The organism is Clostridium sp. YIM B02569, assembly GCF_022320765.1.
Classification (GTDB): domain Bacteria; phylum Bacillota; class Clostridia; order Clostridiales; family Clostridiaceae; genus Clostridium; species Clostridium beijerinckii.
The window spans coordinates 48256-71281 of record NZ_JAKJJX010000015.1 but is presented as its reverse complement, the minus strand read 5'-3'; the positions used below and the strand labels follow the sequence as shown (position 1 = coordinate 71281).

Annotated in this window: 25 protein-coding genes; 2 read left to right on the top strand and 23 right to left on the bottom strand. The window is 29.1% G+C overall.

All coding sequences use genetic code 11. The annotated features are described in order from the left end of the window. The first annotated feature begins 37 nt into the window (after positions 1-37). Both L3B96_RS14725 and L3B96_RS14720 read left to right on the top strand, forming a co-directional pair. Positions 38-373 carry a helix-turn-helix domain-containing protein gene (locus L3B96_RS14725; protein WP_238861624.1) on the top strand — a complete coding sequence of 112 codons (336 nt, stop codon included), beginning with the start codon at positions 38-40 and terminating at the stop codon, positions 371-373. 339 nt (positions 374-712) lie between these two features. After that, complete coding sequence (locus tag L3B96_RS14720) at positions 713-1474, top strand: DeoR/GlpR family DNA-binding transcription regulator (protein WP_238861622.1); 762 nt, start codon at positions 713-715, stop codon at positions 1472-1474. 449 nt (positions 1475-1923) lie between these two features. Here L3B96_RS14720 and L3B96_RS14715 read toward each other — a convergent pair whose 3' ends face one another. The 23 genes from L3B96_RS14715 to L3B96_RS14610 form a co-directional block, all read right to left on the bottom strand. After that, positions 1924-2556, bottom strand: a complete 633-nt coding sequence (locus tag L3B96_RS14715) for an SdpI family protein (RefSeq protein ID WP_238861620.1) — start codon at positions 2554-2556, stop codon at positions 1924-1926. Beyond that, positions 2543-2821 (bottom strand): autorepressor SdpR family transcription factor, encoded by a 279-nt coding sequence (locus L3B96_RS14710; RefSeq protein ID WP_012059708.1) that lies wholly within the window; start codon positions 2819-2821, stop codon positions 2543-2545. The genes L3B96_RS14715 and L3B96_RS14710 overlap by 14 nt, the downstream gene beginning before the upstream one ends. A gap of 160 nt (positions 2822-2981) precedes the next feature. Next, complete coding sequence (locus L3B96_RS14705) at positions 2982-4043, bottom strand: DUF4179 domain-containing protein (RefSeq protein WP_238861619.1); 1062 nt, start codon at positions 4041-4043, stop codon at positions 2982-2984. Continuing rightward, positions 4033-4599, bottom strand: coding sequence for a sigma-70 family RNA polymerase sigma factor (locus L3B96_RS14700; RefSeq protein WP_238861617.1), 567 nt, complete (start codon positions 4597-4599; stop codon positions 4033-4035). Before L3B96_RS14700 ends, L3B96_RS14705 begins: the two co-directional genes overlap by 11 nt. A gap of 316 nt (positions 4600-4915) precedes the next feature. Next, the gene (locus tag L3B96_RS14695) at positions 4916-5527 is read right to left on the bottom strand and encodes an ABC transporter permease (RefSeq protein WP_238861615.1); all 612 of its coding nucleotides are present in this window, start codon (positions 5525-5527) and stop codon (positions 4916-4918) included. A gap of 6 nt (positions 5528-5533) precedes the next feature. Next, positions 5534-6295, bottom strand: coding sequence for an ABC transporter ATP-binding protein (locus L3B96_RS14690; RefSeq protein WP_238861614.1), 762 nt, complete (start codon positions 6293-6295; stop codon positions 5534-5536). Positions 6296-6317: 22 nt separating this feature from the next. Then, entirely contained in the window at positions 6318-7220 is a 903-nt protein-coding gene (locus L3B96_RS14685; protein WP_238861613.1) for a glycine betaine ABC transporter substrate-binding protein, read from the bottom strand. A gap of 118 nt (positions 7221-7338) precedes the next feature. Further along, positions 7339-7989: an ABC transporter permease gene (locus tag L3B96_RS14680; protein ID WP_012059714.1), complete on the bottom strand. Its 651-nt coding sequence runs from the start codon at positions 7987-7989 to the stop codon at positions 7339-7341. Positions 7990-8380: 391 nt separating this feature from the next. Further along, entirely contained in the window at positions 8381-9685 is a 1305-nt protein-coding gene (locus L3B96_RS14675) for an O-acetylhomoserine aminocarboxypropyltransferase/cysteine synthase family protein (protein WP_238861612.1), read from the bottom strand. Between the two features lie 164 nt (positions 9686-9849). Then, positions 9850-10758: a 4Fe-4S binding protein gene (locus L3B96_RS14670; RefSeq protein WP_238861611.1), complete on the bottom strand. Its 909-nt coding sequence runs from the start codon at positions 10756-10758 to the stop codon at positions 9850-9852. Positions 10759-11077: 319 nt separating this feature from the next. Further along, the gene (locus L3B96_RS14665) at positions 11078-11938 is read right to left on the bottom strand and encodes an NADAR family protein (RefSeq protein ID WP_238861610.1); all 861 of its coding nucleotides are present in this window, start codon (positions 11936-11938) and stop codon (positions 11078-11080) included. Between the two features lie 203 nt (positions 11939-12141). Then, a complete protein-coding gene (locus L3B96_RS27290; protein ID WP_257721943.1) occupies positions 12142-12276 on the bottom strand; it encodes a hypothetical protein in 135 nt (44 codons plus the stop codon). 16 nt (positions 12277-12292) lie between these two features. Beyond that, positions 12293-13156, bottom strand: coding sequence for an ARMT1-like domain-containing protein (locus L3B96_RS14660; RefSeq protein ID WP_238861608.1), 864 nt, complete (start codon positions 13154-13156; stop codon positions 12293-12295). Positions 13157-13407: 251 nt separating this feature from the next. After that, a complete protein-coding gene (locus tag L3B96_RS14655) occupies positions 13408-14700 on the bottom strand; it encodes a radical SAM protein (RefSeq protein ID WP_238861606.1) in 1293 nt (430 codons plus the stop codon). A 291-nt stretch (positions 14701-14991) separates the two neighbouring features. Then, entirely contained in the window at positions 14992-16137 is a 1146-nt protein-coding gene (locus tag L3B96_RS14650) for a hydrolase (RefSeq protein WP_238861604.1), read from the bottom strand. A 168-nt stretch (positions 16138-16305) separates the two neighbouring features. Further along, the gene (locus L3B96_RS14645; protein WP_238861602.1) at positions 16306-16680 is read right to left on the bottom strand and encodes a hypothetical protein; all 375 of its coding nucleotides are present in this window, start codon (positions 16678-16680) and stop codon (positions 16306-16308) included. A 318-nt stretch (positions 16681-16998) separates the two neighbouring features. Next, complete coding sequence (locus L3B96_RS14640; protein ID WP_238861601.1) at positions 16999-18018, bottom strand: nucleotidyltransferase domain-containing protein; 1020 nt, start codon at positions 18016-18018, stop codon at positions 16999-17001. Continuing rightward, on the bottom strand, positions 18015-18362 hold the full coding sequence (locus tag L3B96_RS14635; RefSeq protein ID WP_238861599.1) for a nucleotidyltransferase domain-containing protein: 348 nt from the start codon (positions 18360-18362) through the stop codon (positions 18015-18017). Before L3B96_RS14635 ends, L3B96_RS14640 begins: the two co-directional genes overlap by 4 nt. Continuing rightward, positions 18328-18795 (bottom strand): nucleotidyltransferase domain-containing protein, encoded by a 468-nt coding sequence (locus L3B96_RS14630; RefSeq protein ID WP_238861597.1) that lies wholly within the window; start codon positions 18793-18795, stop codon positions 18328-18330. The genes L3B96_RS14635 and L3B96_RS14630 overlap by 35 nt, the downstream gene beginning before the upstream one ends. Before the next feature lie 22 nt (positions 18796-18817). Next, positions 18818-19399 (bottom strand): hypothetical protein, encoded by a 582-nt coding sequence (locus tag L3B96_RS14625; protein WP_238861595.1) that lies wholly within the window; start codon positions 19397-19399, stop codon positions 18818-18820. A 36-nt stretch (positions 19400-19435) separates the two neighbouring features. After that, the gene (locus L3B96_RS14620) at positions 19436-20659 is read right to left on the bottom strand and encodes an RtcB family protein (RefSeq protein WP_238861593.1); all 1224 of its coding nucleotides are present in this window, start codon (positions 20657-20659) and stop codon (positions 19436-19438) included. 66 nt (positions 20660-20725) lie between these two features. Further along, positions 20726-21199 (bottom strand): barstar family protein, encoded by a 474-nt coding sequence (locus tag L3B96_RS14615; RefSeq protein ID WP_105411216.1) that lies wholly within the window; start codon positions 21197-21199, stop codon positions 20726-20728. A gap of 181 nt (positions 21200-21380) precedes the next feature. Then, a complete protein-coding gene (locus L3B96_RS14610) occupies positions 21381-22841 on the bottom strand; it encodes a TROVE domain-containing protein (RefSeq protein WP_105411217.1) in 1461 nt (486 codons plus the stop codon). Positions 22842-23026 lie beyond the last annotated feature (185 nt).

Here is a 23026-nt window from a genome sequence, read left to right as displayed (position 1 = left end):
TATAGTGATAAATCAACGGCTGAAAGGAGTTTTATTTATGTCAGACATCAAACTTGAACGGGGAAATCCTAATGAAAAATGTCCTATTGAGGCAGCAATAAATATTATAGGTAGTAAATGGACATTTCTAATAATAAGAGATTTATTGATAGATGGAAAAATTAGATTTGGAGATTTGTTGCGCTCTTTAGATGGGATAAGCCCCAAAACTCTCTCCCTTAGACTACGTGAATTAGAGAAGTTTGGGTTAGTTAAAAGAATAGTTTATCCAGAAATTCCTCCAAAAGTTGAATATGAATTAACTGAAAAAGGTAAGAGTTTAGAAACTGCATTCATAGAGTTGAAGAAGTGGGGACTTACAATTTTAGAATAGCCAAAAATTCTATTATGTATGCTTTTTCCTTATGAAACACTTTCTTTAATACCCATTAAATTAGGCACCTTCAAAAATTGCTAACATGCAGCTACTCTTTGAAGATGCCTAAATATATAAAATATGACGCTAGGCATTACCCTATAACGCTAAATTATATCTTTTTTAAAATATTTCACTAATTAAGTTTACTTTTTATCATTATATATCACTTGTTATCTTTTGGTATCATTATATACCTTTTTAAATATCTATTCAATATATTTTATAAATTAAAAGAATAATGTTATAATATTAATCAATAACAATACTAAACGATAATAATTGGTGAGGTGCTTAATGTTTACTGAAGAAAGACTAGAACAGATTTTAAATATACTTAATAAGCATGGTAGAGTAAAAGTAAAAGAACTAAGTGAACAATTTAATGTTTCAGAGGGTATGATAAGAAAGGATTTACAAAGATTAGAGAAAAGTGGTAATCTTCAAAGGACTTATGGTGGAGCTATACTAAATAGGGAGATTTCTAAATTAAGCTCTATAACTACTAGAATGACAGTTAACTTAAGTAGTAAAGAATTAATATCCAAGAAAGCTTTTGATCTTATAGAGGATGGAGATATTATTTTTTTAGAGTCCTCAAGCATAAATTTTTTATTAGCAAAACTAATAGCTAATAGCACAAAAAAGATAACTTTGATAACTAATATGTCTATAATTCCACCACTTTTCAACGACAATGAAACCGTTATATTAATATGCATAGGTGGTGTATATGATAATAGAAGCGGAGGAGTCTTAGGCTCAGAAGCCATTAAGAGCATATCTAAATATACTTTTAACAAAGGTTTCGTGGGAAGTTCTGGTGTAAATTTAATTACTAACAGCGTATGTACTGCTATGTTAGAAGATGGTAATCTTAAAGAACTTATAGTTTCAACAAGTAAAGAAGCATTTTTACTCGTTGAAACAGAAAAATTTAATGTAGATAGTCTCTATAAATTTGCAACTATAGATGAATTTGATGCTATAATTACCGATTCAAACATTACTGATGATATTAAAGAACAGTTGAATACTTTAACTGTTAAGCTAATATAAGATTGAATACATATAGATAAACAACTTAAGAATTTAATTTATACTTTGCAATAAATACCATATTAGAAAGTAGAAACATTTTTATGCAGCAGGCATTGAAAATGAGCTGTTAAAAGCTCTTAATTGTAGGTTGTTCAACTAAATGCTTGTCACAATGAAATTGGGAGCAAGCATTAGTGGTGCAACCTGCAATTTATTACTTTCAGCGAAATTTTCATAGTCCTGTGAAATAACAATGTTTTTACTTTCGGTAGGTTATTGCATAAGTATAAGTTATATATTGTTTATCTATATAACTTATACTTATGAGATAATCCACTGAAAGTAGTATGCTTTCTTTAATGTAGAAAAAGAAAGCATACATATGTTTATGTAAAACAACTACATGTATGCTCTAAAAATTTTTACTGATGTAATATTATATACCTATTCATTAACATAGTGGTTTCTTATAACCCCTTTTTATATATCCAATATGAATAGCCACATGGAATTACTACAATAACTAATAAAATAATTAAAGTTAATAAAGCACTTTTCATCTGCATACAACCCAATATTATCATGCAAATACCGCCAAGTATCCAAAGATATCCTGCCATATGATGAGTTTTATTCCAATTCATTTCGCTATTTAATGTCCATGGTAATCTAATACCAACAGTATAATTTTGTTTACACTTTGGTAGATAATTTCCAGTTGCTACAATAATAACTCCTACGACTACTGATGTAATAATTTGAATAGGAATTTTATATCCAAGCGCAATAAATAAGGTTACTGGTACTAATACGACTGAAATAATTGGAGCAGACCACTTTCCTAAATACTTCAATGCAGATGGTGAATTCATTTTCTTTGGATCATTATTAAGCTTAAAGTGTATGAAAATATTAATTATCGCCATTAAAACCGGCATTCCAAACGCTCCAACTGCTTTTGGCACATAATTATTTGGAACACCTGCATAATTAAAATGAATAGGCACTACTTCAGGTAATTTATCATATAATCCAAATGAAAGAATCAATGGCAAAAAACAAATAATAGTTGTAATCCATAAAATGTTATCTTTTTTCATCTTCATTGCCTCCAAATTGCGAAAACCAAAGCATTACTTCTTCAAATACCGATACATTGATTTCGTAATATATAAAATTTTTGTATTTTGTCTCTAAAACCAAACCTGCTTTTTTTAATTGAGATATATGATATGAAATTGTTGCACCTGTCATATCAAATTCTTTTGAAATTTCCCCAGCTGATTTTTTACCACTTTTCAGCATTACTAAAATTTCTCTCCGAACTGGATCTGACAATGCTTTAAAAGTTTCTGGAAACCCCAAATTATCATCTCCCTTTTATATTCTATTTAGAAATATTTCTAAATAGAATATATCAATTCTTATCTTCAAAGTCAATATCTATTTAGATTATTTTCTAAATAGATATTACTTAAAAAGAAGAACCTCCTCTATCTAGATTTGGTTCTCCCCCATTACTTTTTTATTTAATATTTATTGTAAATTCATCTCCAACTTTTTTATATTCATCAAATTTAGGTTCCTCACCACCTTCTTCTGGCATTTTTACTGCATAAGGTGTCAGAATTAATTTACTTGCCTTTTCACTCATATTTCCCACTAATACATTTTCATATTTTAATACAAACCAATCTTTTCTTCCTCTTGATAAATCAAATTCTACCTTATTCCCTAGATCATCATATCCTTTTAGCAAAATCTTGTATGTTCCATTATTGACTGAATTATTAATGATTTTCCCATATACTTTTTTACCTAAAGCATTATCTGTATATTTTTCTAATATATATTTTTCTCCATTTTCAATATCAAATTCATAGTCAAGATTTACTGTTTTAGTATCTATTTTAAGTTTATCTCCATTAGTTTTAAATTCAAACTTCCAAGTTCCATTTATATCATCTTGATAATTTACTGCCATTTTAGAAAATATAATTTTCATATTTAAATCTCCACTTAAATCAATATCTTTTATTGAATCTAAGTCATATTCTAATACTTCTTGCGTAGTATTATTATCTAAATTTTTAATACCCCCGCTTGCTCCTGTAAATTTAATTTTCTTATTATTTATATACAGGGTCATTTCACTATCCCAAGTTTCGTAATCTTTTAAAATCCTATCTGAGGTAATATTAGTAGATATAACTAATTCATTATCATCTAATATTACCTCATTTAATTTGACATTTACTCCATTATCCATGACAGATTTATTAATCACAGTACTATAATCTTCTAAGTTCTTCTCTATTCCTAAGAAACTTGAAATACTTTCATTAAATAAATTTATCTTTGACATGGCATAAACTCCTGCATTTCCAAAAGACATACCTGTGAGTACTGCTATTATTGCAGCTGCAGCTATTATTTTTCTTCCAACATTTTGTTTTCTACTCTTTTTTATAGATTTTCTAATATTCTTTTTTAGTAATTTCTTTTCAATATCATTAAAATCTTCTTTTTTATATTCATCCAAATTAATATTTGTATCATTAAGCAGACTATATACATTATTTTTCATACTTAACACCTCTTTTATTATTAATATTAAAAATATCTTTTATTTTCTTTTTTGCCCTAGATAGCCTATTGTATATAACTTCTTTTTTCATTCCATATTCGTTACTTATTTCATCAATGTCCATTTCATCAACATATAGCTTATAAAGTAAATTTCTATCCTTCTCCTTTAAACATCCAAGCAGCGATTCTACTTCATTACTTAATTCATTTTCTAAATTCTTTGACTCAATACCATCTTCACTGATATTTAGATCTTCTATATTTTCATGTTGTAAATCTTTTAAATATTTTCGTTTATAATCAATGCATTTAAACTTACATATACCAGCTACCCAATTTTTAAATTCACTTTTACTTTCGTCAAAGCTATTTATATTGTTCCAAATCCCTAAAAGAATATCATTTATACATTCTTCTTGAACACTATGGAGACCATATAGGTGCTTTCCCACAATAGATTTTATAATCCAACCATAATTATCAATAACATAATCTAAGGCTTTTTCATTCCTATTTCTCAATTCTTTAATATAATTATCTTCATTCACCTTCATTTTCTACCTCTTCCCGTAAAGCAAGCTTGCATTTAGTAAGTTTGTACTTACATATATTAATTCGTATAAAAAAAGAAAAACCTATCAAAATCATAAAATAATTTTAACAGATCTTTCTAAATTCTTTGATATTTTTACTTTAATGTACTAAGTCCTATTTTGATTATATAATATTAGTTTATTAAAAATATAATTTCTCAAAGGTATATATATGTTGCAATTCACAATGCACAATGCACATTTCACAATTAAGGCTAAAACTCTTGCAATATTTTTAGAGTTATAATGAAGAATTATTTTTGCAATATATATGGTTTTAAGTAATCTTTTTCTCAATCAGATTAAGTATTGAATTTACTACTATAGCTAAACCTGCGGACATTAAGGTTCCCCATAGTATTTTAGCTGTATTTACTGTTCTAAGCCCATCTAATAATACACTTCCAATCCCACCAGCATTAATAGAGGCTGCAATTGTTGCAATACCTATTGTAGATACTACTGCAAGATGAATTCCTGCAAAGATTGGCTTAGTCACTAAAGGCAATTTTACTTGAAATAATATTTGGCTTTTACTCATTCCCATTCCAGTTGCTGCTTCTACAATGGAAGCATCAACATTATTAAGCCCGTCTATTGTGTTTCTTAGTAATATGTACTGATTATAAAGTACTAAAACTATAATTGCAGTAACCTTACCAAGCCCTGTTATTGGTACTAAAATTGCAAACAATGCTAAACTAGGAATTGAATATACCATTGCAAATATATTAATCAACAATTTAGAAGCTATTTTTGAATAGGCTGCCAAAATTGTTAATAAGGCTGCTAATATTATAGAAATCACTAAAGTAATCAATACAATTTCTATATGTCCTACAAAGGCTTTTAATAATTTATCAGGATATTTTAATAAATAGTCAATCATAAATTTCTAATCCTCCAAAAATACTTCCTGCCCTTTTGCAGAATTAATTAGTGATCTTACAAAATCATTTGCTGGATTTTTAGCAATATTTCTTGGTGTATCAAATTGCTGTATCTTTCCTTTATCCATTATTAACACTTTGCTTCCAAGTTTAAATGCTTCATTGATATCATGAGTTACAAACAGATATGTTTTCTTTGAAGTATTATAAATCTTTAATAACTCATCTTGAAGATTTATTCTATTTATTGCATCAATAGCACCAAAAGGTTCATCAAGCAGCATTACATCTGGATTAACTGCTAAAGCCCTAGCAAGTCCTACACGTTGCTGTTGGCCTCCTGATAACTGAGCTGGATATCTATTTCTAAATTCCTTTGGCTCAAGACCAACAAGTTCAAGTAATTCATCTACTCTAGATTCTATTTTTTCCTTAGGCCATTTAAGTATCTTTGGAACTGTCGCTATATTACCTGCTATGGTCATATGTGGAAACAAACCAACCTGTTGAATTACATAACCTATTTTTCTTCTAAACTCTACTGGATCTTTACTACTAATATCCTCACCAAAAAATTCAATACTTCCTTTATGTGGATCATACAAGCGATTAATCATCTTAAGAAGTGTTGTCTTGCCACACCCTGAAGAACCTAAAATTGTAATGAATTCTCCATGTTCAATCTTTAGACTTACATTATCAACTGCGCTATATGCTGCTCCTTTAAATTGTTTATAAACATTCTTAAACTCTATTGCTATACTCATCTTGAATATCTCCTTCTATCTATTATTTAATAGAATCGTAATACTCCTTAGCTACTTCTTCGTATTCTTTTTTATCTACATCAACTTCTGCGTTTAATTTTGTTATCTTTTTAGTATCTAAGCTCGCACTAACTTTATTTAAAATATCAGCAATATCTGGATGAGCATCTAATACTGATTTTTTAATTACTGGCGCTAAATTATATGGAGGCCATACGTGTTTATCATCTTCTAATAAAGTAAATTCAGGTTTTACTAATTGACCTTCTGTTGTAGATGCTGGTGCAAGATCCGCTTCATTATTTGCTAACACTTCGTACTTTAATCCATTGTCATATACCTTTGTAGATCTAAAATCAAACTTTCCATAAACCTTCTCTAATCCTGGAATACCATCTTCTCTCTTATCAAATTCACCTTGTGATGCAAATCTAATTTCACCTGCATGCTTTTGTAAATCAGAAATAGTTTTAATTCCAAGTTTATTTGCTACATCTGTACGAATCACTAAACCTTGTCCATCATTTGCTGGTGAATAGTCAAGCCATTCTAAATTAAATTGCTTTTCATATTCAGATTTAACTGTGTCATAAACTTGCTTTGGATCTGTAATTAAATCCTTCTTTAAAATTGCTAATAATCCAGTACCAGTATATTCTGGGTATAAATCAATTTCATCATTTACAAGCGATGTATGAATAACTGAACTTGCTATATTAGGTACTCTTTCTACTTTATAACCTTTATCTTCAAGAGCTAATGCATAAACTTCACCTACTATTGAGTTTTCTGTAAAGTCCTTTGACCCTATACGGATTGTATTTTTATCTCCACTTGAACCTTTACTATTTCCGCAAGCAACAAGTCCCCCAAGTGTAACTGTAATTAATAGCGTTCCTATGATTCTTTTAATATTTTTATTCATAATTATCACTCCCCAATCTGAATTAATCTTTATTATTTGTCTTTTGATGACCTTATCTAAAGCTCATATGTCATTTTTTCATACTCTCACTAATCTATAATGATTAAGCGACTTAAAACTATATATTTGAATTAATATACTTATATCTAAGCAGATATTTTTCAAAACCTAACATAATTACATTTGCAAGCATTGAAAGAATTGCTACAGTAACACCACCTATTAGAAGTAAATCTGCTCTATTCAGTCCTAATCCAGTGAAAATAATGTTCCCAACTCCACCGCCACCAATATAAGCAGCAAGTGTAGCACTAGCGATTATCTCGACCATTGCAGTTTTAATTCCTGTTAGCATAAGAGGCGCAGCTAATGGCACCTTTACCTTCCAAAAACTCTGCGCTTTTGACATTCCCATTGCCATTGAAGTCTCTATCATAAATTCAGGAATTGTGTTAAAGGCAAGTGCTGTATTTAATAATATTGGTGGTATTCCAAGCAACGCTAATGCAATAAGTGCTGGTTTAACACCTGTTCCTACAATAGGAATGAACATTATAAGAACAGCTAGGCTTGGAACAATTCTAAGAGTGTTAAACGAAGTTGTTACCCATCGATACCATACTTTGTTTTTGGTAGATAATATTCCAAAGGGAATTCCAATAATTGCTGCTACAAGTAAGGATAGTAAACTTATTTCTAAGTGCTGCCCTATTGCCTGCAGATAATTATTCATGTCCTTTTGAAAATAATCTATAATATTTTGCCACATATTTTCACTTCCCTTGTAGAAAAAGTATAATTCCTAAAAATTTTAAGTTCTTACAAAACCTTTGGTAAAAATATTAAAATTGTTAACGTTCCTAAAAAAATGCTATACAGCTCCTAAGTCAAAGATACATAGAATTGTGCTTACGCTTAATAGATAATAATATATAATTCCTATCTTTGTAAGTATATACGACATATTCAAAATTATTATTGTAATTATTGAATAAAATTTGTAACTGCTCATATATCTTTGATTGCTTAGTATATCATTAATTATTAGAAACTTTCCTCTTTTCTTCCAGTAATTATATCATATAACATTTGTCTATGCAAACCTATGTTCTCAGAACATAAGTTTGCTTTATAGGAAAATATTGATTATTTAATATTCTCTATTCATCTATTGAATCAAGGGCATGCTTAAGATCTGCCATTAAATCCTCTGCTTCTTCAATTCCTATTGATAATCTTAAAGTATCGTCATATACACCCGCTTTTTCTCTTTCTTCTTTAGATTGTCCAAAATGAGTTGATGTTGCTGAATGTACAATAAGTGATTTTGCATCTCCCACATTTACCATGTAGTCAAATACTTTAACTTCTTCAAGGACTTTTCTTGCTGCCTCTATTCCACCTTTTAATCTTATAGACATTATTGCGCCTGGACCTTTAGGAAAATATTTCTTAGCTAACTCATGATACTTATTACTTTTAAGTCCTGGGTAAGCCACTGAAAGAACTTTCGGATGACCTTCAAGGAATTCAGCCACCTTTTGCGCATTAGCTGTATGTTCTCTCATTCTTAAAGATAAAGTTTCAATGCCTTGCAATAAATAAAATGCACTAGTTGGACTTAAGTGTGCACCTAAATCAGTTAAGTATCTGATTCTAAGTCTCTTAGTAAACATGGTTTTATCTAAAATATCTTTTCCTATCGTATCTTTGTATTCATCATAAAATTTTTCAAACTGAGGGAATTTCCCATTTAACCAATTAAAACCACCTTTTTCAACTACAGCACCTACAATTGTTGTCCCATGACCTGCAAGATATTTGGTTGCAGAATAGCAAACAATATCCGCTCCATATTCGAATGGTCTTAATAAATACGGTGTTGCAAAAGTATTATCAACAATTAATGGTACTCCATGTTCATGAGCTAGATTAGCCACAGCCTCAATATCGAGTATATTCATACCAGGATTGCCAAGGCTTTCAATATAAATTGCCTTTGTCTTTTCTGTGATAACTTTTCTGTATGATTCTATATCATTTTCATCTTCTACAAACCTTCCAACAATTCCGTAATCAGGTAAAATGCTATTTAATAAGGTTGTACTTCCTCCATATAAAGTATTAACAGCTACTATTTCATCCCCTGATTTTGCGATATTCAAAAAAGTATTAGATATTGCTGCCATTCCTGAACCTAATGCAATTGCTTCTATGCCTCCCTCAAGTGATGCTAATCTTCTTTCAAGTACCGTATTAGTTGGATTTGAAAATCTTACGTAAGAATGACCTTCTTCAGAATAATCAAATAATCTAATACATCTCTCAAAATCCCCAAGTTCAAAAGCTGCTGTTTGGTAAATTGGAACTGCTTTTGATCTATAATGTTCTGCTGGATTATAACCTGCATGTAATTGTCTTGTAGTAAAACCTAACTGATTATTTTTATATGCTTCGTAACTCATTTTAATCCCTCTCTTTTAATTTAATCACATTCAAAATATATCAAACCATATACCTAAACTTTTTCAACCATACTTAATACTCTCAATGTTTATTCAATCTCTCCCTATATAAACAAAAGCACTTTCTTTGCTAGCTCAAAATATATGGTTTATCTTCAAGCATATCATTTTCTTTCCTGTAACTTAAGTGCCTTTGTAGGACATGAATTTGAACAAATTCCACAACCTACGCATTTTGAAATATCTGTTTTTATGATTCCATCAACCTTAGTAAATACATCAAAATGACATCTTTTTATACAAGCACCACACTTAACGCAGTTATGTGAATTAAATTCAATGATTTGATTTGTTTTTGGCCAAAATCCACTGCTATTTCTTTTTGCCTGGCTTCTAAATAAATAACAGCAGTCTCCACAGCAATTACATATACCATTTGAATTAACAGTATGCATAAGACCTTTCTTATCAGCATTTTTTACTATTTCTTTTGCTCTTTCTTTATCTATTTCTTCTGATAAACCTCTATGTGCAAATGTGTTAATTCCATTTCTATACGTAATACAGGTCTTAGTTGGTTTTCCACATTCACCTCTAAGGCTTCTACAATCGCAATAATTTAGATAAACAGGCCTATCCTGAGTATCAATGAATTCTAATACCTTGTTAAGTGGTAAGATTTCATCCTCTGTAGGCCTTACACTAAAATCAGGGTCTAACCCATCATAATAAGCCTTAAAATACCAGGCATCCATAGCAAGTTGATCTTCCTTTGGGATACTTCTATAAACCTCTTGCTCAGATATTGAAAAAATATCTAATCTACTATAAAAATTTGCTATTTTATATGTAGATGTTTCTTCATCTACAAGTGAAATAATACCTCTTCTATAGCTATTTTTTATAAACTCATCTGAATTTTCATCTATAATTTTCTCTATGTCCTTCTTAGTAAATGCATCCTTGTCCATCTTATCTACAAATTCAATTTCTTCTTTAGTAAATATCTTGTTGATGAACGGATAAGCCGCCTCTGGTATTTGAAATTTCCTAATAAAATTTTGTAAATCCATAAACACATCCCCACAGCCAAATAATTTTTTTGATAGTGCCTATTGCCTAAAATAAAACAAAAAGACCGCAAAAATCCCTAAGCAGGAAAAGTCCAAAAAAGACTTAACCACCCTAAATTTCTACGATCTCTAGCTTTCTAGTCAATCATTTCTTATTTATTTTTATTAAGCATATATTATACTTATATTTATTTTTCAATTCATACTAATTTTATATGATTACTTTTTTATCAGTATATTCTCTAACCTATATTTTGTCAATAAAAACTTTGGTTAGAATTTACTTTATAAAATAAATATGTCATCTATCTGTACTACATTAACTATATCTCTTATGCAACGAAACCCAATCAATCATATTGCTATTTTTACATACTCTTTTTATTTCATTTCTAACTTCCATTAGTGCAAATCCGAGTAAATTTTCCCCACGCCATAATTCTGGATTTTTGATATTAACATCCTCCTCAGACATCTGTATTCCCCATACATTATCATATGGACTTGCCTCTACTAATATTTTATCTCCTGTGGAGAGAAGAAATGTTTTTAATCTTTCATTTTGCATGAACTTATTATAATTTCCATTTATGACAATTGAATATTTAGCTCTGTTCCAAATTTCTTCATCAAAACCTCTTACTTTACGTCCAAAGCTCTTTATTTCCTTAGGATCATTACTATTCATAATTTTTTCTTCTATTTCTTTATCTCCAAAAAATCTAGCTTTTTCTGCCATCATATATTGTTCCATAAATAAATATTCAGTATGTCCAATGTTGAACCTGCTCTTCCACCACTGGCTAAAGCAAGACTTTGTAATACCTCCGTCTTTTTTAGGATGATGTCCCCAGAAATAAATATATTCCAAGTTCTTTCCATCTTTATAATCTGAAATAAGGTTATTTAAATCATATTCAGGCTTACCATCTTTTTGCCAAGTGTATGTCCAATAATTATTGTATTCATAAATATTATCTTCTCTTTCCCATCTTTTAGGCTCCGGAAACATTTCTTTATACTTTTTCTTCTCATTCTCTTCTAATTTATTAAACCATAAGTAAAAATCTATAGCATATCCTTCACCATATCCCATTCTCCATCCAATGCTTCCATTTGGAATTTCAGGATACATTAGCCATAGCGGAGCCATTAATAGATTTCCATTTTTATTTTCCATAATATCTTTCTCCTTACATCTCTGCTTTTATATAATAAAACATCACTAACTAATTCCTCATAAATTGAATTAATGACTTCTCCTCATTGTTCTCCATAATTAATCTATAAATTTGTTTTATCTTTTATCTTAAAATTGATAAATTTTCAATTGAGTATCTTTAAATTTTTCTTAATTAACGCTTGTCTCATTTATGTATAGAACTAAGAATTCTTTTTAATATAGATCTTTAGAGCCTTAATTAATAAGACAAGAGCATATATTCCTAATACACATAAGATTAATACTAAAATTCTAAATATAATCCCTAAGATTGCTTGTGCTATTAGACTACTCATTACACACCTCCTGTAATTAAAATTTGTTTTTCATGCAAATCATTTTCTTTTCCGGAGCACCAATATCATTTGCAATCACATCACATTTAGTCATTAACAGAAAATAGATCTTTTTCTTTTCTTCACTCAAGCATTCATAGTTAGCTTGCCCTTTAGCAATTACTACATCAGCCTTTTTATAGACTTCTTTAAACTCATAACTTGTCCTATTTAAAACAGTCCCAAGAGAGCCATCCCCATTATCAATAACCTCTGAGTATTCATCAATTCCTACAGCATATGCGTCTTCAGCTATAGAGTCATTTACAACAGGTTTACCTCGTACCCCAAAGAATATTTTAATATTAGGATTTAGTTCTTTTATTTTTCTTAAAAGAATCTTGTCCATACATATTTCTCCACAATTATCACCTAAGTATAATAATGTTTTTGAATTTAAAATATCTTCCGCTAGCTCTTTAGAATCATCTATTGCAAGTTCCAACTGCTCCATTCTTTCAAAATAATCAAATATATCCTCTAATAATGTATTGTGAATAGGATTGAAATCTATGATATTACCAACAATTGCATACCTTACTGCTAATTCAAACGAATTTTCAGCTTGCTCGATCTTCCTCTCAAATTCAGGTAACAGTTTCAAAAATAATGTATTATAATAATTTCTAGTTTCTTTATATGGATCCGGATTATTAGTATGTTCTTTTATCATGCCAAAAATTTCTCCAATAATTTCTGGTGTAGTTGCCTCAAAATCCATTTTACTGAGATATGTAAAAACTTCCTTCAATAACTCTTCCTTATTGTTGACCCCTGTAATATTTGCTACTTTAATAACTTGGTTAACCATACACGGCAAGCATTTATCATGTATTTTCATAATTGCACCTCTTTATTTCTAAATAATTTAGCAGTTTAAACTACCCTACAAATTACAATTTATCTTTTAGCTAATGATAGTAAATCTTATAAATACCATTCTGTTTAATTATAAAAAGTATATTTCATTTATAATTCCAAATCCTATCTTTTCATTATTAACCCAATTGATATATGAATAATTTAAAGTTTAAATTATAACAAACTTCATAATTCATATAAACCAGTTACTTTAAAGAATTATCTAATATACTAAAAATCATTTTTTGTACCGTTAAGACTTATCTTATATCCTAAATTTACAATTAAGTTATATAATATGTTTGTTTTAGATTTTCTTATTCTCTTATAAATAGATTTTAAAGAATAAAACTCTCTCCTAAAACACATATATCCTTCAAATAGTTCTTCTGCACTCATATTTTTAGGGATAAAAGCTACTCTTGTTTTTCCATTGTAATAGCTCCAATCCTCTGTTATTAATCTCTTTTCTTCTTTTAGCTTTGAATATACTGGTGTTTTAGGCAGAGGCGTTAATATACTTACAGTTGCTCCATCTATTCCTAGCTCATTGCAGGCATCCAGAGTTTTCTTGAATACATCCTTTTTATCTGTATCAAATCCAAATATTATTCCTGCTTGTACACAAATTCCATTATTATGGATCTTATCTATGATACTTTTATATTTATCTACATCATTTATCCCTTTATTTACACTTCCTAAACTATCCTGTGAAAAAGATTCTATTCCTACAAAAAAGTATACACAGCCAGCCTCCCTAGCTAATTTTAATAATTCATCATCTTTACATCTCTCTAATGTTACTTGTGCTGCCCACTTTTTATTAAGTTTTTTCAACTCTATCAGTAATTCTTTCACAAAATTTATATCCCCAAAGAAATTATCATCCCAAAATACAAAAAACTTACTTTTCATGGTCTTTATTTCAGAAATAACTTCTTTAATAGGTCTTGTCCTAAACGGCTCGCAATAAATTTGCTTTAAATTGCAATAACTACAATTGTAAGGACATCCCCTTGAAGAAATAACTGCACCTTTTGTAAAGTATCTTTTATGAATTAGATCTCTTCTTGCTGTTGGCATATTTTTTAGATTAGGTACTTCTTTGCAGATATATTCTGGTTTTGCATTATCCTTATAGAAATCTTCTAAAAATTCTGGCCATATAATTTCTCCCTCTCCCACCATTATATAATCACAATGTTTTTTTACCTCTTCTGGTAATAATGTTGCATGTGGACCACCCATTACAACTTTAATATTCTTATCCATAAACTTCTTTGATATATTATAACAATGGGTAGCATTTGATGTATTTACAGTTATTGCAACCAGATTGAATTTTTCTTCAAAGGGAACTTTTTGATTATATTCATCTACTAGCGTTATTTCATATTTATTTTCATCTATAAAAGCTGCCAAGTATGGCATAGTTATCTGAATAAAATTGTTAAATTGACTTTTTCTAAATCTATTAATTTCCTCATTCTCAGGTGTTATTAATAGTATTTTCTTTTTCATGCCAGGTCCCCCATATCTATTATTAATTGATGCATATTTCTTTGTTACGATTTTTTTCTAAATGACTTTGGAGTTCATCCCAATTTGGCGTTGAAATATTTGATTTTTTCATTATATGTCATAAAAGCAGATTCTATAAATCCATTTCAATTATATTTATATTATAGCATTTTTTAACAAAACATATTATTGAACTTCAAATTTAATTGAATCTATAACAAAAAGTATCACATATCATATGATACGTGATACTTCAATTTACTATTTATTTGTATAACTGTATACAATAATTTATTGTCCATTGCTATACCATTTTTTTATAACTTCTGTACTTTCTTGACTTGGATAATAATGTTTGTCATTGCTTTGTTCACCAACTGCAAATATGGAAAATCCTAAAAACCAAGGTTCGTCTTGAAACTCTCTTCTATAGGCTTCAAAACAATTAGCTTGCTCAACGTTATTAATATTATTATTTTTATATGGATTCCAATTCCAAGGCTCATATGATGCGTAATCGAATTTAGGAAAGCCAAGTTCTCCAAAGAAAATAGGCTTATTCCATTTATCATAGAAGTTTTTTATTTCTTGTTTTATATTTTGGTGTCTAACTTGTCCGCTAAAATCTATCTGTGAATTTTCTATTGCGCTTGTAAGATTTTCAACTGTATTTGTAGGCTTATTTGTAAGTTCAAAATAAGCTGCTATAGAAATAAAATCTACTTTTGAAAATAACTTATTATTTAACTTGCTATTATATGCAGTAATACTGTCAGGAGACCATGAAGCAGTATCCCATTTATTTGTTCTATATGTTACCAATCCTTTATAATATGTTCTAACATAATCTATCGTATCACACCAATTGTTTTCTTCTGATTCCATATTAACTAGATTACTTCCTATGTTTAGGGCTGTTACATTATATGGCACTGCAATATCAGTTATTAATGTCTTTAATACATTAGTCTTCCAATTTAAAAAGAAAGCATTCATGTTATTAGGTTTCCATTCAGTTTCAGCCTTTGTCCCCTGCTCTATCCAAGGATATGGCTCTAATATTACATTTATATTTCCATTTGTATTCTTTAATTGTTTAATTAAATTAATTGCCTTTTCTTCACTTATTTTATCGACTATCATATTACTCGAAGAAATATTATCAACATCTATCATTACAGGTATATTTAAGGTATTCAATTGAAACTTATTTATATCATTTAAAACTTGTTCAGTATTATAGTCTGTCGATAAGCTACCTGATTTAATCTTCTTCCCATCAATTGTCCATCCGATTTTAGAATTTGATGTTTGATCACTTGTAAGAGTTGCTGCTTGTACATTAGATGAAATAATAAAAAAACTAATGAAAATAATTGCTATTAAAATTATATTTTTCAGTTTGTCTACTGTTTTGCAATTGTTTATATATTTCATGTATTTATTTCTCCCCTAACATTATGTCTTTATACGTTCTATTTGACATTCACCCTTGTAAATATATTCCTATTATAACACAATTTAAGGTAACACATTAGTTAATTCAAAAAACATTTTTATTTGTTATGTAAGCTTTACAGATCACTCCACCATATAAAAATAATATCAAATCTTGCTATCTCTTTTATTAATTTCATCTGCTATTAACGATTTCGAAATATACATTGCATTTATGATATTCTTAAGGCGAGTGTGATGAGATGTACCTTCCTCAAATTTTAGTTTAGCTTTTTCACATTTGCTGATAATTGAAGATACAGGAGTTAGTGCTTCTATCAATTCTTCTTTTGTATATATATCCATGGTATCTTCACCTATTATTAATGCTTTTGAAACATATAGAGCTTTTAGTCTATTTTTAAGAAGTGTGTGTTGTGAGGTGCCTTCTGCAAATTTTAGCTGCGCTTTTTCACAATTATTAATAGTTGACGATACAACTTTTAGTGCATCTACCAATTCTTTTCTTGTGTATTTTTCCATAGAATTTTACCTCCTAAATATACTGTTGGCTTTTTATATTTTTTAAATTAACAACCATAAACATCTATTTTTAATTTTAAATACTTTTCATAAGTTCAATATTAAAATAATCTTCTCTATATAGCTATGTCCATCTTTTACCTTTCTAATAACACTATTCCTATAAATTTGTTTTAACTGAACAGGATCAATATTAAAATCAAATTACATAAAACTATAAATCCTCTCTAAATCACTATAAACAAGTATCATAACCTTTCAAACTAATCTATATACTCATTCTAGCTAAATCCATTTTACTGATTTAAACCAACTAATCTACTTAATAATTTTTCTTGTACCATTATAATATCTCTCATACAAAGAAATCAATAATTCTTCAACTTGCCTCTCATCAGGTTCTTTAGGCAATGTAGTATTAACTGATGCTTCTTTAAAATTAAAATCATATAACTCGACTAACTTAAACAATTCATCATAACTATACTTGCCTTTTCTGATATCCATTAATAAATCATGTTCTTTCTCTCGATAGGTGTTGATTTCATGAGTTTTTAATATTTCTGTTCCCATGATTAGGAGCCTTATTAAGTGCATAGCATGTTTTAAAAGCTTCCCATCATCTTTTTTTCTATTCCTATGATTAAGCTTATCATAATCGTGAACAATATTACTCATTTCTGAGTATATACTTTTAAAATCTCTTAAAGAATATTTATCTATATGAATGTCCATTAATATCTCTGTTTCTATTTCATTTTTATCAGATTTATCAATGTATAATTTTATGCTACCCTTTGGAAACTCTGTGTAATTAGATGAAAAATGATTCATTTGATTATTTATTGTATTAAGTATATGTTTCTCCTTTTCTTCCTTCGGATACTCATCCCTTGCCAAGGCATTTTGCAGTCTTCTTAATTGTGCAGTAGCATAATTACCAAAAGTGTGTATAACTCTTTTTGATAAGAACAGCTCTCTATTTTTACGTAATGCCTCACCATATTTATTCATATATATAATATGCTCATCCTTAGTACCTAATAATTCAAGAATATTAGGATTTCCCTTTAATGCTAATGAAACAAATTTCCTAAGTCCATATATAACAGTATCAGTTGCTGTATCTTCAAATTGTTCAAAACTTTGAAACCCATATATATTTTCTTTTCTTTCAATTGTAATTCCTCGTAAATCTACATCACTATTATCTATATTAGTACCATATCCAATTGACCCTGAAAGTGTTAAGTATATTATGTTTTCTCCTAAGTTTTCATTTGAATGTATAAATTTATATTCCTCTTTATTTAAAATTTCCTTTGTTACTTTATTCATTCTATATCACCACTATATTCTTTAATAGTCTTATGGAAAAATTCATTTAGGATACTAGAATCTCTTTCTTTTTCAGTTTTAATATTTTTTGCATAACTATAATAATATTCTAGCTTGTCTCTTAAGAATTCCATTAATTCTGTAGGTTGTTTTATCGTGTCTGACTCTATCCTATCAGCTTTGATAGTAACAAGTTCTTCTATTATCGTCTTGACTTTGTCATCCATTTTAACTTCTTTCATCATTGCTTGTAAATTCATAGGTGGAATTGTATTGAAATTCTCTATCCACATACATGATAAAATTGGCCTAATAACATAAAAAAAGCTTTTTGATGTTAACATTATTTAAGCCTTCCAATCCATCAAAGCTTTTCTTTGCAATATTTATATAATGGTATTTGACTGATATTGGTGAAAAGTACTTTTCTGCCACCTGTCTTAATTCTTTTACAAGCTCTTGATTTTGCCTGTAGGTAATTGGCGATGATAGCCATTCTAATAAAGATGCATTTGACCTGTACATTAGTTTTAAAGCTTTTCGAAGATCCCATCCATTAACATCTAACACCTCATCTACAGGTATTTCAATAATATCAGGGCCTTCAAATACACTTAAATACCATTTAACTGGATGTATATAAATAAATCTCACATCAAAATCACTATCCTTAGATTCAAATCCCCAGCCTCGACTCCCTGACTCTATTGCATATAGTATTTTTACATTATTTTTTTCTTCTATATCTCTTAATTGAGCTTGTATTATTTTCTCCATGAATCTAGTTTCGCCCCCTTCCTCATTTTGTATATAAAAAAGTCTTATTATATCCCAATGCATTTCTATAAAATTTGTATCCTACATATTTTTTAAATTTAATTCCTTTATAATAGCACCCCCAGTAACTTCCCATACGTGCATAACCCAAAGCAATAAAACTTTTATTTTCATTAACAAATTCAGCTATTTGCTCTTTAGAAATTTTTGTAATATTATCATTGATACATTCAATTATCTCCATCACATATTCATCACAAAGCTTTATAATATATGGAAGTACCCACTTAGGAATTTCATTGAATGAAAAAATTGATTCAATATGCTTTTGTCTTATAAATCCATTATTATTTCTAGAATAAATACAATGCAAAATAATTTGCTCAGTTTCTGTTAATTCTTCTACAACATCTTCTAATAATTCTTTATTATAAAAACGATATGGAATTTGAAGCTTTTCTCCGTCTAAACTGATATCTGCAAAGCAATTTTGTAGTATAGGAAAAGAATTATAATAAGGTTCTTTTGATTCGATTATATTTAATACATTCTTTACATACTTTTCTAAATATTCAGGAAAACCTGAAACAAATTTATCTAACACTCACTTCACCTACTCAATATATTAATTTTCGCTTTCCTAACCCTGAGCTTTAAAATTATAAATTGGTTTGATTATTTCAATAATATCAACAGTCTCAGAAATATTTTCAAGTATTTCTTCCTTAGGCTTATATACCATTGGGGCTTCATCAATTGTCGCTTCTGTAACTGAAGTTGTAAAAATCCCTTCCATTGAAGCCTTAAATTCTTCCAAATTGACTTTTTCCTTAGCTTTAGTCCTGCTCATAATACGGCCTGCCCCATGTGGTGCTGAGTAATTCCAATCTGGATTACCTTTCCCTATTGCAATTATGCTTCCATCTCTCATATTAAGGGGAATTAATACTTTTTCTCCTTCATAGGCTGAAATACTTCCTTTTCTAATTATATTGTCTTTGAAATTTATATAATTATGAGTAGTAGAAAATGCTTCAAATTCATCAAAGCCTTTTCCAAACATCTTTTTCAAAATTATATCTGCCATTGTGTTTCTATTTAAGACAGCATATTCTTGGCAGATATTCATATCATGTAGATAATCCTTCCTATAATCTCCACTTAAAAAGCACAACTCTTTTGGGTAACTTGGCATCAAGTCATTATATAGTGCTTCTAAATCTTTTAAAGCTTTCTGGATTTCTTTTCTACGCCCATCAGCTTTATATTCACTAATTATTTTTTCTCTTTTAACAAAGTAATCACCTTTACCACTGCATAAATCTATTGCAAGATTTTGATAAATGCTAGCCACTTGTGTTCCTAAATTTCTGCTTCCTGAGTGAATCACAAGATACTTTATGCCATCAGCACTTTCATTTATTTCAATAAAGTGATTTCCTCCACCTAAAGTGCCGATACTTCGCTCAATTCTTTTAGTATTTTTCAAGCTCCTATAACATTTTAAATTTTGTAATTCTGGAAATCTAACAACTCTTCCTTCATGGACATTCATTCCTGATGGAATATATTTATGGATAATCTCATCTAGCTTTTCTAAATCAACATCTACTATTCCTAAATTTACAGTTAACATCCCGCATCCAATATCAACTCCTACAATATTAGGAATGACTTTATCACCCAAATCAGCTGTAAATCCAATAACACAACTTGCCCCTTTATGTGTATCAGGCATTATTCTAACCTTACAGCCCTCTACAAAAGGCTGATTACATAATTCTTTTAATTGTTCAATTGCTTCTATTTCTATATTATCTGTAAATACTTTTGCAGTATTATATTTTCCTTTAACTTCTAACATGAATTATCTTTAGTGATGTGCAACCCAACAAATGTCCACTCACTAAATCCTCACTTCCTTCAAAATTTATTCTAACTTTAAATCTACTATCCATCCTAAACGTGCTCTATTTGTAACACTTTTAATTGTTTCTACTATTTCATCAAACATAGTCATTTCTCCATTTTCGGCTTTTTCAATCATGTACTTTGATATATTTAACATATCGTAAAAAAAGCATTCATCTTCTTTTGCATCTTTTCTACCACCTTCATGCAATTCCTTCAGTTCATTGACTAATCCTTTTTCACAATTAATTCTCTCTATTTCATAATATTCTCTAAGCATATTGCAATCTAATTTTTCTTTTGACAAATTAGATTCCTTCCAAATAATTTCGCATGGTGCTTCTAATCCAAATCCGCCAAAAAGACAATCATCAAATTGCATTAAGTCTCTTCCAAAATATCCATTAGGTGCATTTACCGCTTTAGCAAATTCATTAAAAAATGAATCTAAATCATATATATTTTTTCCTTCAAGAACATAAATATTTTTCATATGAATTACCCATCCTTAAATCCAAAATTTAAATAAGGGGAGAAAAACTATTTAAGTATTTAGTGCTCTACCACCTGAGCTACTTATAATCTTTCCAAATTATAAGACCGGGTTCGAACCGGTGACATCTATCGTTAACATCGAAGTAACTTAAATATACACTTCCCCTTACTATTTTTGTCTATATAATTGATTCTAATTTTTCCTTAAAATAATACTCTTCAATCTTGTCCTTTATATTGCTAAGACCGTTTTCTACATTTGGTATGAATTCTAGTATTTTTTCATTCCATCCTGCAATTATATTTACTTTGTCTCCTTTAAATTGCTGTGTACCATAACCTAAAAGGTCAATTGCATGTACCCAGACATTAGGATTTACTTGCTTTCTATATTGATTTATCAAATCTTGGCATACTCTAGCATATCCATAATTTATTTCGTTGTCTGATAGAATTATTATTCTATCAACATAAATTTTATTATCTAACAAATGATATATTGGCAATGAAAGATTTGTCCCTCCGCCTGTAACACTTATAGAATTTGCATTAGCTATAATTCCATTTGTAGCTGCAAAAGGAGTTATTTTAAATCTTGTATCAAAAGTACTTGTTATAGCTTCATCACAAATGCTATTTGCAATCGCCATAAGAACAGTACCTATTTCAGCACAAGTAGTATCACTTTTTCTACTTAGCGTACTTCTCATAGAACCTGATACATCAGTAGATATAAAAGTCTTACCGCTTAATCTACCTATATTTTTTGTAGACAATCTAATTGCATTTTCCAATACATCATAAATTTTTGATGTTCCAAGGCCTTCATTTGATAGTACATTAAATGCTGAATAATATCTAAAAGGTAGCTGCTTGCTATTTTTAACTCTATTCTCATTTTCTAAAATTTCATATACCTTTTCTATATTATCTGGTTCAGCTTTAATGATGTTTCTCAAATTACGAAGTATAGCCATATAACCAAGCTTATTGCTATCAATTAATTTTTCCCAAGTATTCTTGTTATTGCCCTCACTTGAAAGCATTGTTTCCCATGTAAATGGTGTTTCTAGGTTATCCTCAAGTAATCTCTTAAACATATCGCTTTGCTTACCTGTACTTGGTCTTGGATGAACTAAATTTACTATGTCCTTAAGTTTAATCTCCTTTGCTCTATTGTATTTTGCAAGAGAATACTCATCAAATCTTATGAAAGAATCACCTAAACCTTTCTTCAGTGAATTTGGAATTGGTTTACCATATACATTTAAGTAATAACTTAAAATTTCCGCCATATCATCTACTCTTTCAACTATTTCACTTAAAACTCTTCTAACATACTTCTTTCCCTGCACATCATGAGCAAGCTCTGCAGCCATAACATGAGATATACTTCTTAAATGAATTTCTTTTCTAGCATATATGGCCAAATTTGCTACAAATTTCGGATCTATCTTAATAACATTTCTTAAATCGTTAACTATTTCTAAAGAATTATCTCCATAAAACTTTCCTTCATTAAAGAAACTTGTTAAAACTTCAGTTATTAATTTTTCCTTCAGTTCCATTTTAAAAGCCACATGGCCTTCCTTATTTACTGTATTTACTGTTGTGTTTCTAAAAAAATTAAATTTTGACATTTTAATTTGCTCCTTTCAATGATGAAGTTATATTTTTCAGATGACTTATGGAGTTGCACCATACTAATACTCTTATCATCATGTTAAATCAATTTTAATTAAATTGATTAATATCCTTTGCGTCCTACTTGTGAAGAAAAAATTTAAAACAATAAGGGAGAAAACCTAAAAGTGTTCATTGCTTT

What these genes read in the sequence shown, in the direction of transcription:
- L3B96_RS14725 (WP_238861624.1), top strand. Translation starts at nt 38, where the DNA reads ATGTCAGACATCAAACTTGAACGGGGAAATCCTAATGAAAAATGTCCT.
- L3B96_RS14720 (WP_238861622.1), top strand. Translation starts at nt 713, where the DNA reads ATGTTTACTGAAGAAAGACTAGAACAGATTTTAAATATACTTAATAAG.
- L3B96_RS14715 (WP_238861620.1), bottom strand. Translation starts at nt 2,556, where the DNA reads ATGAAAAAAGATAACATTTTATGGATTACAACTATTATTTGTTTTTTG.
- L3B96_RS14705 (WP_238861619.1), bottom strand. Translation starts at nt 4,043, where the DNA reads ATGAAAAATAATGTATATAGTCTGCTTAATGATACAAATATTAATTTG.
- L3B96_RS14700 (WP_238861617.1), bottom strand. Translation starts at nt 4,599, where the DNA reads ATGAAGGTGAATGAAGATAATTATATTAAAGAATTGAGAAATAGGAAT.
- L3B96_RS14695 (WP_238861615.1), bottom strand. Translation starts at nt 5,527, where the DNA reads ATGATTGACTATTTATTAAAATATCCTGATAAATTATTAAAAGCCTTT.
- L3B96_RS14690 (WP_238861614.1), bottom strand. Translation starts at nt 6,295, where the DNA reads ATGAGTATAGCAATAGAGTTTAAGAATGTTTATAAACAATTTAAAGGA.
- L3B96_RS14685 (WP_238861613.1), bottom strand. Translation starts at nt 7,220, where the DNA reads ATGAATAAAAATATTAAAAGAATCATAGGAACGCTATTAATTACAGTT.
- L3B96_RS14680 (WP_012059714.1), bottom strand. Translation starts at nt 7,989, where the DNA reads ATGTGGCAAAATATTATAGATTATTTTCAAAAGGACATGAATAATTAT.
- L3B96_RS14675 (WP_238861612.1), bottom strand. Translation starts at nt 9,685, where the DNA reads ATGAGTTACGAAGCATATAAAAATAATCAGTTAGGTTTTACTACAAGA.
- L3B96_RS14670 (WP_238861611.1), bottom strand. Translation starts at nt 10,758, where the DNA reads ATGGATTTACAAAATTTTATTAGGAAATTTCAAATACCAGAGGCGGCT.
- L3B96_RS14665 (WP_238861610.1), bottom strand. Translation starts at nt 11,938, where the DNA reads ATGGAAAATAAAAATGGAAATCTATTAATGGCTCCGCTATGGCTAATG.
- L3B96_RS27290 (WP_257721943.1), bottom strand. Translation starts at nt 12,276, where the DNA reads ATGAGTAGTCTAATAGCACAAGCAATCTTAGGGATTATATTTAGAATT.
- L3B96_RS14660 (WP_238861608.1), bottom strand. Translation starts at nt 13,156, where the DNA reads ATGAAAATACATGATAAATGCTTGCCGTGTATGGTTAACCAAGTTATT.
- L3B96_RS14655 (WP_238861606.1), bottom strand. Translation starts at nt 14,700, where the DNA reads ATGAAAAAGAAAATACTATTAATAACACCTGAGAATGAGGAAATTAAT.
- L3B96_RS14650 (WP_238861604.1), bottom strand. Translation starts at nt 16,137, where the DNA reads ATGAAATATATAAACAATTGCAAAACAGTAGACAAACTGAAAAATATA.
- L3B96_RS14645 (WP_238861602.1), bottom strand. Translation starts at nt 16,680, where the DNA reads ATGGAAAAATACACAAGAAAAGAATTGGTAGATGCACTAAAAGTTGTA.
- L3B96_RS14640 (WP_238861601.1), bottom strand. Translation starts at nt 18,018, where the DNA reads ATGAATAAAGTAACAAAGGAAATTTTAAATAAAGAGGAATATAAATTT.
- L3B96_RS14635 (WP_238861599.1), bottom strand. Translation starts at nt 18,362, where the DNA reads ATGTTAACATCAAAAAGCTTTTTTTATGTTATTAGGCCAATTTTATCA.
- L3B96_RS14630 (WP_238861597.1), bottom strand. Translation starts at nt 18,795, where the DNA reads ATGGAGAAAATAATACAAGCTCAATTAAGAGATATAGAAGAAAAAAAT.
- L3B96_RS14620 (WP_238861593.1), bottom strand. Translation starts at nt 20,659, where the DNA reads ATGTTAGAAGTTAAAGGAAAATATAATACTGCAAAAGTATTTACAGAT.
- L3B96_RS14615 (WP_105411216.1), bottom strand. Translation starts at nt 21,199, where the DNA reads ATGAAAAATATTTATGTTCTTGAAGGAAAAAATATATATGATTTAGAT.
- L3B96_RS14610 (WP_105411217.1), bottom strand. Translation starts at nt 22,841, where the DNA reads ATGTCAAAATTTAATTTTTTTAGAAACACAACAGTAAATACAGTAAAT.